The organism is Leifsonia sp. Y862 (assembly GCF_057669585.1).
On the sequence record NZ_JBYHFR010000003.1, the window covers coordinates 389602 to 402929 of the forward strand.

The 13328-nt window shown below is 65.3% G+C and carries 12 protein-coding genes; 8 read left to right on the forward strand and 4 right to left on the reverse strand.

Annotated features, from left to right (window positions below):
- The first annotated feature begins 80 nt into the window (after nucleotides 1-80).
- From AC25Z0_RS16120 to AC25Z0_RS16145, 6 genes are all read left to right on the forward strand, one after another.
- Nucleotides 81-965, forward strand: coding sequence for a carbohydrate ABC transporter permease (locus tag AC25Z0_RS16120; protein WP_488121108.1), 885 nt, complete (start codon nucleotides 81-83; stop codon nucleotides 963-965).
- Nucleotides 966-970: 5 nt separating this feature from the next.
- A complete protein-coding gene (locus AC25Z0_RS16125; RefSeq protein ID WP_488133851.1) occupies nucleotides 971-1855 on the forward strand; it encodes a carbohydrate ABC transporter permease in 885 nt (294 codons plus the stop codon).
- 2 nt (nucleotides 1856-1857) lie between these two features.
- Nucleotides 1858-4509 (forward strand): family 78 glycoside hydrolase catalytic domain, encoded by a 2652-nt coding sequence (locus tag AC25Z0_RS16130; RefSeq protein WP_488121110.1) that lies wholly within the window; start codon nucleotides 1858-1860, stop codon nucleotides 4507-4509.
- Nucleotides 4506-6731, forward strand: coding sequence for a glycoside hydrolase family 3 C-terminal domain-containing protein (locus tag AC25Z0_RS16135; RefSeq protein WP_488133852.1), 2226 nt, complete (start codon nucleotides 4506-4508; stop codon nucleotides 6729-6731). The genes AC25Z0_RS16130 and AC25Z0_RS16135 overlap by 4 nt, the downstream gene beginning before the upstream one ends.
- 90 nt (nucleotides 6732-6821) lie before the next feature.
- Nucleotides 6822-7172, forward strand: a complete 351-nt coding sequence (locus AC25Z0_RS16140) for a metalloregulator ArsR/SmtB family transcription factor (protein WP_488121112.1) — start codon at nucleotides 6822-6824, stop codon at nucleotides 7170-7172.
- Nucleotides 7173-7258: 86 nt separating this feature from the next.
- Nucleotides 7259-8659 carry an FAD-dependent oxidoreductase gene (locus tag AC25Z0_RS16145; RefSeq protein WP_488133853.1) on the forward strand — a complete coding sequence of 467 codons (1401 nt, stop codon included), beginning with the start codon at nucleotides 7259-7261 and terminating at the stop codon, nucleotides 8657-8659.
- A 56-nt stretch (nucleotides 8660-8715) separates the two neighbouring features.
- Here the strand turns inward: AC25Z0_RS16145 and AC25Z0_RS16150 are convergent, their stop codons facing one another.
- Entirely contained in the window at nucleotides 8716-9342 is a 627-nt protein-coding gene (locus tag AC25Z0_RS16150; RefSeq protein WP_488121114.1) for an N-acyl homoserine lactonase family protein, read from the reverse strand.
- Nucleotides 9343-9452: 110 nt separating this feature from the next.
- Nucleotides 9453-10364 (reverse strand): SDR family NAD(P)-dependent oxidoreductase, encoded by a 912-nt coding sequence (locus AC25Z0_RS16155; RefSeq protein ID WP_488121115.1) that lies wholly within the window; start codon nucleotides 10362-10364, stop codon nucleotides 9453-9455.
- 99 nt (nucleotides 10365-10463) lie between these two features.
- Between AC25Z0_RS16155 and AC25Z0_RS16160 the strand changes: the two genes are divergently transcribed.
- Nucleotides 10464-11129, forward strand: a complete 666-nt coding sequence (locus tag AC25Z0_RS16160; RefSeq protein WP_488121116.1) for a TetR/AcrR family transcriptional regulator — start codon at nucleotides 10464-10466, stop codon at nucleotides 11127-11129.
- Nucleotides 11130-11322: 193 nt separating this feature from the next.
- On the opposite strand, the gene AC25Z0_RS16165 is transcribed toward AC25Z0_RS16160, so the two are convergent.
- Together AC25Z0_RS16165 and AC25Z0_RS16170 are read right to left on the reverse strand one after the other, a co-directional pair.
- On the reverse strand, nucleotides 11323-11688 hold the full coding sequence (locus AC25Z0_RS16165; protein ID WP_488121117.1) for an META domain-containing protein: 366 nt from the start codon (nucleotides 11686-11688) through the stop codon (nucleotides 11323-11325).
- 294 nt (nucleotides 11689-11982) lie between these two features.
- Entirely contained in the window at nucleotides 11983-12234 is a 252-nt protein-coding gene (locus AC25Z0_RS16170) for an SbtR family transcriptional regulator (RefSeq protein WP_488121118.1), read from the reverse strand.
- Between AC25Z0_RS16170 and AC25Z0_RS16175 the strand changes: the two genes are divergently transcribed.
- Complete coding sequence (locus AC25Z0_RS16175; RefSeq protein ID WP_488121119.1) at nucleotides 12215-12937, forward strand: NADPH-dependent F420 reductase; 723 nt, start codon at nucleotides 12215-12217, stop codon at nucleotides 12935-12937. The two genes, AC25Z0_RS16170 and AC25Z0_RS16175, sit on opposite strands and share 20 nt — an antisense overlap.
- The last annotated feature ends 391 nt before the right edge of the window (nucleotides 12938-13328 follow it).

Sequence of the window (13328 nt, forward strand, 5' to 3'; positions counted from 1 at the left end):
ATGACGCGTGAGCGCTGCGGGGTGGAACTCCCACCCTGCAGCGCGCCCGCGTTCCGCTGCAACAACGAAAGACCAATGTCGTGAATCGCGTTCTCGGTGACTGGCGGGCCGTCACCATACTCCTGGGCCCCGCACTCCTCGTCTACACACTCGTCATGCTCGTGCCCATCCTCTGGTCGCTGGGCTACACGGTATTCGAAGGCAACCCCATCACCGGGTTCACCTTCGTCGGCCTCGACAATCTTGCTGCGCTCTTCACCGACCCCAAGGTGGGCGACGCCCTCCTCTTCACCGTGAAGTACGCCATCGTGCTGACCATCGGACAGGTGGCCTTCGGCTACGTGCTCTCACTTGCGTACATCTTCTGGCTGAAGAAGGCATCGGGACTCATCCGCACCCTGGTGTTCTTCCCTGTAGTGCTTCCCACCGTCGCAGTCGCGCTGTTGTTCCAGAAGCTGTTCGAATACGCGCCCCAAAACGGCCTGGTCAACTCGGCACTCAACCTGGTCGGCATTCCCTCCGTCGACTGGTTCTCGACAGCCGGCAGTGCCTTCTGGGTGATCATCATCATGGACATCTGGCGGTCGATGGGCTTCTACGCAGTGCTCCTCTACGCCGGCCTCGTCGACATCCCAGAGGACCTCTTCGAATCCGCTCGACTCGACGGCGCGGCGGGATGGCGACTCGTTCGCCATATCGTGATTCCGCTCTCTCTGCCTGTGTTGCTCTCCTCGATCATCTTCAGTGTCAACGGCACCCTGAAAGTGTTCGACTCCGTTCTCGCCCTAACGAACGGCGGGCCGGGTAATACCACAACGCCGCTGACGCTGTACATGTACCAGACGTCCTTTACCTATGGCGAGTACGGCTACGGCAGCTCCATTGCACTTCTCCTCACGATGCTCTGCCTCATCGTCACGTTGTTCATCTTCCGCTCGTCGCGCAACGACCTCACGAAAGGCTGACGACGATGTCCAGAGCCACTTCCTCAACTGTGACCTCGATTCGACGCCGCGAGGCATTCGGTCGCACCGTGCGGCGCATCCCCGGCTGGCTCCTCGTCGCCGTGCTCCTCGTCATCGTGGTCTACCCGTTGTTCTGGCTGCTCATGGGATCGTTCAAGTCTCAAAGCGAGTTCCTCACGAGCCCGTCCTGGGCATTCCCGGAGAGCTGGACGAACTTCGACAACTACATCGAGGCGTTCACCACCGGCAACCTCGGCACCTACATCCGCAACAGCATCCTCGCGACCATTCCCGCGCTGTTCTTCACCATCGTGTTCGGGGTGGCCGCAGGCTTCGCCCTCGAAGTGATGGTGTGGAAAGGCCGTGGAACGGTGCTGCTCTTGTTCCTCGCCGGCATCATGGTGCCTGGACAGATGATCCTCCTTCCGCTCTTCACGATCTACTTCCAGACCGGCCTCACGGGATCGCTCTGGCCCCTGATCATCACGTACACGGCGATTGGTCTGCCGCTCACTGTCTTCATGATGGCGACATACTTCCGAGGCGTGCCACGCGAGATTTTCGAAGCGGCCACCCTTGACGGGGCAAGCATCTTCCGCAGCTTCCTGTCCATCGGGTTCCCCCTCGTCAAAAACGCCATCTTCACCGTCGCCCTCGTCCAGTTCTTCTTCATCTGGAACGACCTCCTCATCGCGCTCACCTTCACCAACCGAGATGACCTCCGCACCATCCAGGTCGGACTGCTGAACTTCACCGGCCAGTTCGGGCAGGTCCAGTACGGACCGACCTTCGCGGCGATCTGCGTCAATGTGTTCGGCACACTCGTCATCTACCTCTTCCTCAACCAGCGGGTTATGAAGGGCCTGACTGCTGGATCGGTGAAGGGCTGACCATGACATTCACATCTGACCTGCGGGTCGAGCACCTTGAAAACGGACTCGGAGTCGGCACCGCTCTGCCACGACTGAGCTGGACCATCACCGACGCACCGAACGGTGTCTCCCAAAGCGGGTTCGACATTGAGATCGTTCGTTCCGCCGGGGATCCACTCTCTACCAGGGTTCTCAGCGACCTGAGCGTCCTCGTGCCGTGGGTGGGCGAGCCCCTGGTTTCCCGAGAAATCGCTGAGGTCCGCGTTCGCGCGAGGCTCGACGATGGCAGCGTCACGGAGTGGACACCATCCCTGCGCATCGAAGCCGGACTCCTCTCCCCGTCTGACTGGAGCGTCGACTTCGTCTCCCCAGCCATTCGATCTCCGCATGACGAGGCCCGGCCGGCGTTCCTCCTTCGCTCCGAGTTCGAGGTGAAGGGAGCGATCACGGCCGCGCGCGTTTATGCGACAGCGCACGGAGTCTTCGACCTGGAGGTCAACGGCCACCCGGCCACCGACATCCTCTCTCCGGGCTGGTCAAGCTACTCGCATCGGCTTCGGTACCGCACCATAGATGTCACCGACATGATCCAGGCCGGGCCCAACGCACTGGGCGTGTGGCTCGCCGACGGCTGGTACCGAGGCCGTCTGGGATTCAACGGCGGTCTCTGGGACAACTACGGAACCGACGTCGCGTTGCTCCTGCAGCTTGAGATCTCTGACGACGACGGAACCCGAGTAGTTCCTCTCTCGTGGTCGTGGACCGAGAGTCCCATCACGGCGACGGGCCTCTACGAAGGGGAGCAGCACGACCAGCGCCTCGCCATCGCAGGCTGGTCGACGGGAGGGTCTGTCGCGGGCGAATGGAACGGTACGACCACACTGAAGCGCGATGAGTTCCCCCACCGTTTGGAAGCACCAACCGGCCCACCCGTGCGGGTGACTGAGATCCTGGCCCCGATCTCGATTGAACGTCGTCCCAACGGCAGGCTTCGACTGGATTTCGGACAGAACATCTCCGGCAAGATCGGCTTCGACGTCACGGCGCCAGCCGGGCACCGGATCGAACTGCACCATGCCGAAGTGCTGGAGCACGATGAGCTCGCCGTCCGCCCGCTTCGCACAGCTACGTCGGTGGACAGCTACACCTCCGCCGGGGAAGCGGGTGAACGATGGACGCCGCGGTTCACGCTGCATGGTTTCCGTTACGCCGAGATCGTTGGTTGGCCGGAGGACCAGGGCACGGATGCGATCTACGCATCGGTCGTCCACTCCGACATGCAGCGCACCGGCTGGTTCTCCAGCTCGAACGCGATGCTCGATCGCTTCCACGAAAACGTCGTGTGGAGCATGCGCGACAACTTCGTTGACCTGCCGACGGACTGTCCGCAGCGTGACGAACGGCTCGGCTGGAGCGGCGACATCCAAGTCTTCGCGCCAACCGCGGCCTATCTCTACGACAGCATCGGATTGCTGACCAACTGGCTCAGGGACTTGGCTGCCGAACAGAAAGAACACGGGTCGGTCCTCAACTTCCACCCGTGGATCGACTGCGGCTTCCCGAAAGACCCCTCCGCGGCGTGGGGCGATGCTGCCGTCATCGTGCCCTGGGTTCTTTACCAGCGCACCGGTGATCGTGACCTGCTGAGCGATCAGTTCGCGAGCATGAGCGCGTGGGTGGATCAGGTGACCGGGCTCGCCGATCCGTCCGGCCTGTGGGGCACCGGATTCCAGCTGGGAGACTGGCTGGACCCTGCTGCCCCGCCGGATCGCCCCGGAGATTCCGCGACCGATGCTTACCTGGTAGCGACTGCGCACTACGCCCGCTCCGCGGCGATCGTCGCCGAGGCTGCCGGGGTTCTGGGAGACACGGTTGGTCAGCAGCGGTATGCGGACATCGCGGCACGCGCGAAGCTGGCCTTTCAACAGGTCTACGTCGCCCCACTGGGTCGAGTCGTGAGCGACACCGTGACCAGTCTCGCCATCGCCATCGCGTTTGATCTGCTGGCGAACGACGAACAGCGCGAGTCGGCCGGACGGCGGTTGGCTGAGTTGGTGCAGAACGGCGGATACCTCATCCAGACCGGCTTCGTGGGCACGCCGATCGTGTGCGATGCTCTCGCCCAGACCGGGCACATGGATGACGCGTACCATCTCCTCCTCCAGACGAAGGCGCCGTCCTGGTTGTACGCCGTGACAATGGGGGCAACAACGGTCTGGGAACGCTGGGACAGCATGCGACCAGACGGAACGTTGAATCCAGGTGAGATGACGTCGTTCAACCACTACGCCCTCGGGGCCGTTGCCGACTTCATGCACCGCCGAATCGGTGGGCTTGAACCCGTCGAACCCGGATATCGCCGGGTTCGAATTGCCCCACAGCCTGGCGGGAAGTTGACCCATGCTTCTGCAGAGCACCTGAGCGCATACGGCCTGATCTCCACGCGATGGACACGCGAAGACGGGCTACTCACCGTTCACGTCACCCTCCCGCCCGGCGTGACAGCTGACGTCGTGCTCCCCGGCGCCGACGTCCGAGTCGTGCAGGCGGGTCACCACACGTTCACCGCCTCAATGCGCAGTGCCGAGGACGACCCCTCGGCGCCGCGGCGATGGAACATCCACAATCCAGACGAGCGCAGGCAGATGATCGAGTTGGGGATTGCGTCATGAATGCCGAGACGGCCACGCAGGCGCTCCCACTCGACGTGATGACATCGCTCCTGTCTGGAGCCGATTTCGCTTCGACGAAGGCGCTGCCGGATCACGGCATCCGTTCTGTCGTCATGACCGACGGGCCTCACGGCGTCGCCATGAATCTGGCGGACTGGTCGGGGAAGGTGCCGGCCACGTGCTTTCCGACGGCGACGAATCTCGCATCGACGTGGAACAACGAACTGATCGAACACGTCGGTCGCGCAATCGGCCTCGAGGCGCGCGCGGCTGGAGCGCAGGTCCTCCTTGGGCCAGGGATGAACATCAAGCGCTCGCCGCTTGGGGGTCGGAACTTCGAGTATTACTCCGAAGACCCGCTCGTGACCGGCGCTGCTGCAAGCGCCTTCGTGCGTGGTGTGCAGTCTGCGGGCGTCGGAGCCTGCATCAAGCACTTCGCCGTGAACAACCAGGAGACCGATCGAATGCGCGTCAGCGCAGAGGTCTCCGATCGCGCGCTGCACGAGATCTACCTCGCGGGGTTCGAGCAGGTGGTCACGGACACAAAGCCGTGGATGGTGATGGCGTCGTACAACCGCATCAACGGCGTCTACGCCGCAGAGAACCCGTGGCTCCTGACCGAAACGCTTCGGGACAGCTGGGGGTTCGACGGCGTCGTCGTGTCCGACTGGGGGGCAGTCGATGATCGAGTGAAGTCCCTCGCCGCTGGCCTCGACCTGGAGATGCCGTCGACCTCCGGCGCCTCCGATCGTCAGATAGAGGAGGCGGTTCGACGCGGCGTGCTCTCGCAGGACGCAGTGCGAGCATCAGCCGACCGTCTGGTGGCGCTGGCTCGTCGCGCACACACTGGAACCACCGATAGCGTGGTCGATCAGCTCCAACACGATTCGCTCGCGTTGGACGCAGCCCGGGAGTCAATCGTCCTCCTCAAGAACGACGACCGCGCGCTCCCCGTTGCCGCCGGCGAATCGATCGCCCTGGTCGGAGAGCTCGCAGACCGCCTCCGCATCCAGGGCGGGGGTAGCTCCGCCGTGAATGCGCGGACGACGAGTTCGTTGCTGTCCGCGGTCCACGCAGTCAACCCGTCAGTGCGGTACGCCCGTGCATACGATCTCGACGCGGGAACTACCGACGATGATCTGACGACCGAAGCCGTCGAGGCCGCTCGCTCCGCCGAGACGACGATTCTCGTCTTGGGCTTGCCCGCCGACGCCGAGTCAGAGGGATACGACCGCACCGGCATCCAGTTGCCCGACGCCCAGGTCTCGATTCTCAACGCAGTTGCCGACGTTGCAGCCAATCTCGTCGTGGTCTTGAACAGCGGGGGAGTGCTCTCAACGGAGTGGTCAGAGCTGGCACATGCCATCCTCACCGTCGGGCTGCCGGGCCAGGCCGGACCTCAAGCGCTCGCTGACGTGCTCTTCGGGGTGTGCAGCCCGTCTGGAAAGCTCGCGGAGACCATTCCTGTGTCACTCGCGTCCCACCCTTCCGCCGTCTCCTTCCCCGGAGAAGGCGGAAAGAGCTACTACGGGGAGGGCGTCTTCGTCGGATACCGGTACTTCGACTCAGTCGCGGCGCCCGTCGGCTTTGCCTTCGGACATGGACTCAGCTACACCACCTTCGTCGTGGCTGAACCGTCAGTGAGCTGGGATGGCGACACGCTCCTCGCATCAGCACTCGTCTCCAACAGCGGTGACGTTGAGGGGGCCGAGACGGTGCAGGTGTACCTTCGACCTCCCTCCACAGAGGTGAAGCGCCCGGCGCACACCCTCGGGGGATTCAGGAAGGTGCACCTGCGACCCGGCGAGTCCGCAACCGTCACGATCCGTATTCCCAGACGTGCGTTCGCCCGGTACGACGAGTCGATTCGAGACTGGGCCTTCGACGCCGGGGAGTGGACGGTCGCCATCGGTTGTTCGTCACGCGACATCCGCTGCGTGGTTGCGGTGGACATTGAGTCGAATGTGACAAGGCTGCCGGCCCTCAGCATCGACGCAACGCTCGCGGAATGGATGTCCCACCCGGAAGCAGGGCCCGACCTGACGCGCCGCCTTCTCGAGGTTGAACCGTCAGGCCAGACAGTCGGGCTGCTGACCAATCCGATGGCGCTGACCATGATCGGCGGGATGCCGGTCCACCGTTTGTCCGTCGATGCGGGCAACGCTCTCACCATCGGGATCCTCCACGAAGTACTTGTAGGCCTTCGCGACAACGCTTCTTGATCGCTTCTTAACCCGCGGGTGGGGCACCGCCTATCGGATTTCCTGCTCACTACATTGACGTTTGTCAATATAGTGAGGCAGGATGGTCGTATGACGTTGACCGACTTGCTGCCCGTGACTGACGTGACCGCCTGCTGCGAACCGCTGACTCGCGAGGCACTGAGCGCTGAGAACGCTGACGCACTGGCCGGGTCGCTGAAGGCGTTGGCTGACCCGGCCAGGCTCCGCCTTGTCTCGATGGTCGCTGCGCACGAAGATGGCGAGGCGTGCGTCTGCGACCTCACGGAGCCGCTCGGGTTGTCGCAGCCGACGGTGTCGCACCACCTCAAAATCCTGGTGGATGCCGGCTTCCTGACCCGCTCCAAACGAGGGCTCTGGGCGTACTACCGTCTCGTGCCTGGGGCACTCGACTCCATCAGTCGCCTGCTCATCACGATCTAGGCGCTTGCCGCCCGCCGACCGGCATCCGCTTCGCCGGCATCCGCTTTAACCAGCATCCGTACAAACCAGTTTCGAGGAGCACCCGCATGACCATCACCGAGCTTCCACTCACTACAACGCCGACGCCCTCGTCCTTCGACCGCCTCACCGGGCTCCCCGTCGCCGTCATCGGCGCTGGGCCCATTGGTCTGGCTGCCGCAGCTCAGCTCATCGAGCGTGGCCTTGACGTCGTCGTCTTCGAGTCGGGTGCGTCGGCTGGTGCTGCGGTGCAGTCCTGGGGCCACACGCGCTTGTTCTCCCCGTGGGAAGTGCTCGTCGACGAGGCCGCTGCGAGGCTACTCGACAAGGCCGGTTGGGAGGCCCCGTCCGCGAAGCGACTCCCGTTCGGCCGCGACCTGGTCGCCAACTACCTGCTTCCGCTCGCGGAGACACCTGAACTCGCCGCGCGCATCCGCTACAACAGCACAGTGACGGCCGTCTCTCGCCAGGGCATGGACCGCACCCGCTCGAACAACCGGGCATCCGCTCCCTTCCTGCTCCGCGTGCAGACCGCAGAGGGCACGACCGAGCAGCTGGCCCGCGCTGTCATCGACGCGTCTGGAACGTATTCGACCCCGAACGGTGTGCTGTCCAGCGGGTTGCAGCCTGCGGCCGCGGCGGACGTCGCCGCACATATCACGCACGCCCTGCCCGACGTGTTGGGCGCCGACCGCGCACAGTTCGCCGGCAAGCACGCGGTCGTTGTCGGGGCAGGCCACTCAGCGGCGAACACGCTCCTCAAGCTGGCCCAACTCGCCGGCGAAGTACCGGAAACGACCATCACCTGGGTGGTGCGCTCGGTGAGCCCCGTCCGCGTCTACGGTTCGGAGAACGACGAGCTGGCCGCCCGTGGCCAGCTGGGCACAGCGGTGCACGACCTGGTTCGCGCCGGCACGGTCACCCTCGTCGACCGGTTCGAAATCGACGACGTTCAGCCGACCGGCGACGGGCGCGTGACGGTTGTCGGGCGCAGGCGTCGCGAGGCAACGTCGATTGAAGCGGATGTCGTGGTCAACGCCACCGGCTTCCGTCCCGACCTCGACATGCTGCGCGAGGTGCGGCTGAGCCTCGACGACATCGTGGAGGCGCCGACGCGACTGGCCTCCCTCATCGACCCGAACCTGCACAGCTGCGGCACCGTTTACCCACACGGCGTCGACGAGCTGGCGCACCCCGAACCGAACTTCTTCATTGCGGGCATGAAGAGCTACGGCCGTGCGCCGACCTTCCTGCTGCTGACCGGATACGAGCAGGTGCGCTCCATCGCCGATGAGCTTGCCGGCAACACGGAGGCGGCCCGCATCGTGCAGCTCGTTCTCCCCGAAACCGGTGTGTGCTCGACCGCCCTGCCGACTGACGATGGAACTCTGCCGCTGCTGGCGACGAACGAGGGCGCATCCTGCGGAACGCCGTCATCGACATCCGCTCAGGGAAGCTGCTGCGGCTAGACGCGATCCTCATCGAGCGACGAAGCAGCCGCGCCTAGCCGTGTCGGCGTGATGGCCTAGGCGGATCGGGGTCGCCACGGCTCGGGCTCGTGGGCGAGCCAAACCAGTTCGGGGTCGAGAGCGCGCACGAGCAGCTGGCCTTCGGTGTGCGGCTCGTCGAGCTCGCCGAACCACACCGCCACGTCACCGCCGATGACGATTGGGCGCCCCGCAGTCTCGACGACGACTACCTGCGTGCCTGGGGTGTGGCCAGGGGCAGGGATGAGCCGGAGCCCCGGAAGCAGCTCACGCTCTCCATCGACCGGCACGTACTGCACGCCGGGCGCATCGACCCACTCGCGAATCGTGTAGTCGTCCTCGCTGCGCGCGTCGTCGAGCTCCCTGCGCTGCACATAGATCGGTTTACCGGCGAAGAGGTGGTTGCCGCCGCAGTGGTCGAAGTGCAGGTGGGTGTTGACGACGATATCGATGCCGTCGAGGTCGAAGTCGTGCTGCTCGCTTAGCGGATGCAGAAGGGGATCGAGGTCGGCCACCGCCGGGTGCAGGGCCGTCATGCCGGTGTCGACCAGTACGCGCCCATCGGGATGGTCGATAACGTGCACGTACACCGGCATCCGCTCGCCCTCAGCGAGCAGGTCGGCAACGTGGACTGGCGTGATGGTGATCGCGGCCGGGGTGTTCATTGTGACCTCCAATGTTGACTGCAGCTTATGTCTAGGCGAGGCATCGCCGATGAACTCGCCGGCAACGCGGAAGTCGTCCGCATCGTCCGGCTGGCCCGCCCACTAAGGAGTCACCGCTTAGCCCCCACGGGAAATGTCACGCCGGTGAGCTCCTCGGAGACAGTCCACAGGCGCTGCTGGATTTCCTGGTCGTGGGAGTCGGCGCTGGAAGTGACCACCTTCGGATATCCGCGGTTCTGACCCCCATGGGCTGGACCGTAGTACTGGCCGCCGACGACCTCCGGATCGGTGGCGGCGCGCACCGTTGGCAAGGCGCCCATTTCGGGCTTCTGGCTGAGCAGCGGCGCGAACCAGGTGAGGGGCACCCGGATCGCGGCGGGTGTATCGCGGGTGAGGGCGGTGTTGGCCACGCCGGGATGGGCGGCCACCGCGACTGTCGTGCCGTGCGACGCGAGCCGGCGCTGCAGTTCGTACGTGAACATCAGGTTGGCCAGTTTGGCCTGGCCATACGCGCCGGCGCGGCTGTACGAGCGCTCCCACTGCAGGTCGTCGAAGTGGATGGCGGCCCGGATGCGGTGGCCGTTACTGCTGACCGTGACGACGCGGGAGCCGGGGACGGGCAGGAGCCGGTCGAGCAGCAGGCCGGTGAGGGCGAAGTGGCCGAGGTGGTTGGTGCCGAACTGCAGCTCGAAGCCGTCGGTCGTTGTTCGCTTCGGGGTGTACATCACGCCGGCGTTGTTGACCAGAAGGTCAATGCGCGGGTGGGCGGCGCGGAGGTCGGCCGCCGCGGATCGGATCGAGTCGAGCGAGCTCAGATCGAGGGCCTGGACGGTGACGTCGCCGATAATGCGATCGGCTGCCTGCTTCCCCTTCTCGACATCGCGAACGGCCAGGACCACCGCCGCCCCGCGCTCGGCGAGCATGCGGGCGGTCTCGAAGCCCAGCCCGGAGTTGGCACCGGTCACGATCGCCACCCTGCCGTGCTGATCGGGGATGTGTTGCTCTGTCCAGTCGTTGCTCATGATGCTCTCCTAAAATACTGTCGGTCTGTTATGACCTCACCATAAGGGACCAGCGGTCTAATGTCAAAGGACCGGCGGTCTTTAAGCTAGGCTCATGGTGTGACATTCCAACGCGCACGAAGCGAGGAGCAGCGGGAGATCCGCCGCAGGGCGATCCTGGACACAGCAGCGGCCATGCTCGACGAGATGCCCGTGGCCGCGGTGAGCCTCAACGAACTCAGTCGGCGGGTGGGCCTGGCCAAGTCGAACGTGCTGCGGTACTTCGAGTCGCGCGAGGCTGTGCTGCTCGAACTGCTGGACGACTTCCTGGGAAGCTGGCTCGCCGAGCTGGCGGACGAGCTGGCCGCGGGCATCGAGCCACACGCGGCACCGGAAGTGCGGGCGCGTCAGCTGGCTGAGATCCTCAGCCAGTCGCTGGCGAGCCGAGTGGTGCTCTGCGACCTTCTCGGCGCGCAGGGCGGCGTTCTGGAGCACAATGTCTCGGTTGAGGTCGTCAAACGGCACAAACGGGCTTCCCTCGCCAAGCTCGCGGTCATGACCGAGCTCGTGCGCCGCCATGTGCCGGAGGTCGGCGACGGCGCGCAACTGTTCTGCCTGATGAGCCTCGTCTCGGCTGGCGCCCTGTCGGCCTACGTCCCGCCGCCGCCCAGCCTCCTCGCCGCCTATGCGGACGAGCCCGCCCTCGGCGCGCTCAACCTCGAGCTGCGTGACGCTTTGCGGTTCTCCTTCACCTCGGCGCTCGTTGGTGTGCTGCCGCGCGGCTGAACCTTATCGGCCGGGCGCCGACCAGCGACGGAACCCTGCCGCTGCTGGCGACGAAAAACGAGGGCGGATCGTGCGGCGCCGTCATCGACATCCGCTCAGGGAAGCTGCTGCAGCCAGGGAGTGAGCAGGTCACCGCGCCGCTCAACGCGGCCACTGACGAAGCAATCGTCGGGTCAGAAGGGCGATGGAAGAGCTAGCGCTTGTCGAGGCTGCCGATTTCCTCACCATCGGTGCGGTAGACAGTGAGGGTGTCGCCGTCGACCTCGGCGGTGGAAGCAAGGTTGAGCCAGGGGGTAACCCCTTCGCAGGCTTGCAGGGTGGATGCGAACGGGCCGAACGTGAAGGTGTCGCCAGAGACGGTGCCTTCGCCTGTGAGTGGGTTGCATCCGTCTGTGCCGGAAAACGTCCCGTCGGCTTCGATCGTCAGCGACGGCTCCCCGGCAGCATCCTCGCCCCAGGTTCCAGTGAATGTTGAACCGGACGCAGCGCATCCAGTGAGAGTCATCATGGCCAAGGCGGCCGTGACGGCGAGGGCGATTCGAGCGGTCTTGACGGTCATGGCCAGATCCTAGCGGCGGACGCATGTCGAACGGAAGAGACCTCGCGTCGTCGATTTCATACGGGATGACGCCTCGTCAAGAGTCGGCTGTCTGCTGCGCCCAACGCAGACGTCTGGCTCGAAGCCCTACGATCGCAGTCACTCGCGCAGGCAGCGACCGTGCCGTCCACGGTGAAGGAAGCGGAGGTTCCTCCGGCGGCTGCGACGAACTGCTGGGTTTCGGCGGTGCCGCTCACCTCGACGAGAGCGACGGCAGCTCATCAATGGTGAACGCGAGGACTCGGGTGACGGAGGTCAGGGCCAGCTGGGTGCCGGCCGTGGCAGCGGAGTCGCCCCCTCCGGGCGCATCCCGTCGAAGATGATGCCGAGGTAACGTCGCCAGACATCCGGTGGAGGATCTGCAAGGAACTCCGTCGTGTGCACGGGCGCGCAGATCAGCAGGAACACGTCCGTGCCGGTGATGTCGGTGCGGATCGCGCCGGCGTCACGAGCGCGATTGACGAGCGAGCCTACCAAAACACTCGGATTGATCGGGGCCGGCATCATCGGCACGACGGTGGCCCGCCTGGCCGTTGCTGCAGGACTGGACGTCGTGCTGAGCAACTCCCGCGGCCCCGACACGCTCGCCGGACTCGTCGCAGAACTCGGTGAGCACGCCCGTGCCGGCACCCCCGCGGACGCCGCGCGGGAGGGGGGCATCGTGGTGGTCGCCATCCCGCTCAACGGTTATGAGTCGCTTCCGGCGGAGGCGTTGGCGGGCAAGATCGTGATAGACGCGACGAACTACTACCCGCAACGCGACGGCAGGATCCCGGTGCTCGACTCGAACGAGCTGACCTCGAGCCAGCTGGTGCAGCAGCACCTGGCCGGCTCCCTCCTGGTCAAGGCGTTCAACAGCATCGCCTACATCAGCCTCGGCAGCCGGGGGCGGCCCGCAGGCGATCCCGACCGCAGCGGCTTGCCCATCGCCGGCGACGACGCCGTCGCCAAGACGCGGGTGACCGCGCTGCTGGACACCCTGGGCTACGACGCCGTGTACATCGGCACCCTCGCGGACAGCTGGCGCAGCGAACCCAACAGACCGGTCTACGTCCAGCCGTACTTCGCCGGCAAGCCCCCCAAGGACGCCACACCCCGCTGGGCCCTCGACAACCCAGGCATCGCGGTTCCCGCCGACCAGATCAGGAAACTCACCGACTCCGCCGTGCGCGGCGTCGCCGGCGGCTATCTGGCCTCATTGGAGTCCTGAGACAGTCAGACCATCCACGGTGGAGGAGACTCGCACGTTGAGCGGGCACCGCTGCCTCGCGTGGTGAGCGGATTCGAGCCCGATCCCGCTCACCTGGTCCCGGACCGCCACGTCGATGTCCCTCGACCGAAGCTCGAAGACACGAGCCGTCTCGTGGTCGCGTCGGTCGGCCGGTGAGTGCCCGTGTTCTTCGGGCCTCACCGGCAGGCACGAGGTAGCACCCCGGCTTGGTCGGAGGCGTAGGGGTGCTGCCGGCCCGGTGAGACGCAGGAGAACCCAGCCCGAGCGACGACGTGGAGCACGGCGCGCAGCGCCTGGGCCCGGATCCCTGCGCCTGGTGCGGGTGACCGTTGCGGGGACGCTAGGTGCAATCGGCAGGTCTTCGACCTGA

Excerpts from the sequence above, each read along its gene's own strand:
- AC25Z0_RS16135 (WP_488133852.1), top strand. The coding sequence starts at position 4,506 with ATGAATGCCGAGACGGCCACGCAGGCGCTCCCACTCGACGTGATGACA.
- AC25Z0_RS16125 (WP_488133851.1), top strand. The coding sequence starts at position 971 with ATGTCCAGAGCCACTTCCTCAACTGTGACCTCGATTCGACGCCGCGAG.
- AC25Z0_RS16140 (WP_488121112.1), top strand. The coding sequence starts at position 6,822 with ATGACGTTGACCGACTTGCTGCCCGTGACTGACGTGACCGCCTGCTGC.
- AC25Z0_RS16130 (WP_488121110.1), top strand. The coding sequence starts at position 1,858 with ATGACATTCACATCTGACCTGCGGGTCGAGCACCTTGAAAACGGACTC.
- AC25Z0_RS16145 (WP_488133853.1), top strand. The coding sequence starts at position 7,259 with ATGACCATCACCGAGCTTCCACTCACTACAACGCCGACGCCCTCGTCC.
- AC25Z0_RS16150 (WP_488121114.1), bottom strand. The coding sequence starts at position 9,342 with ATGAACACCCCGGCCGCGATCACCATCACGCCAGTCCACGTTGCCGAC.
- AC25Z0_RS16165 (WP_488121117.1), bottom strand. The coding sequence starts at position 11,688 with ATGACCGTCAAGACCGCTCGAATCGCCCTCGCCGTCACGGCCGCCTTG.
- AC25Z0_RS16170 (WP_488121118.1), bottom strand. The coding sequence starts at position 12,234 with ATGATGCCGGCCCCGATCAATCCGAGTGTTTTGGTAGGCTCGCTCGTC.
- AC25Z0_RS16155 (WP_488121115.1), bottom strand. The coding sequence starts at position 10,364 with ATGAGCAACGACTGGACAGAGCAACACATCCCCGATCAGCACGGCAGG.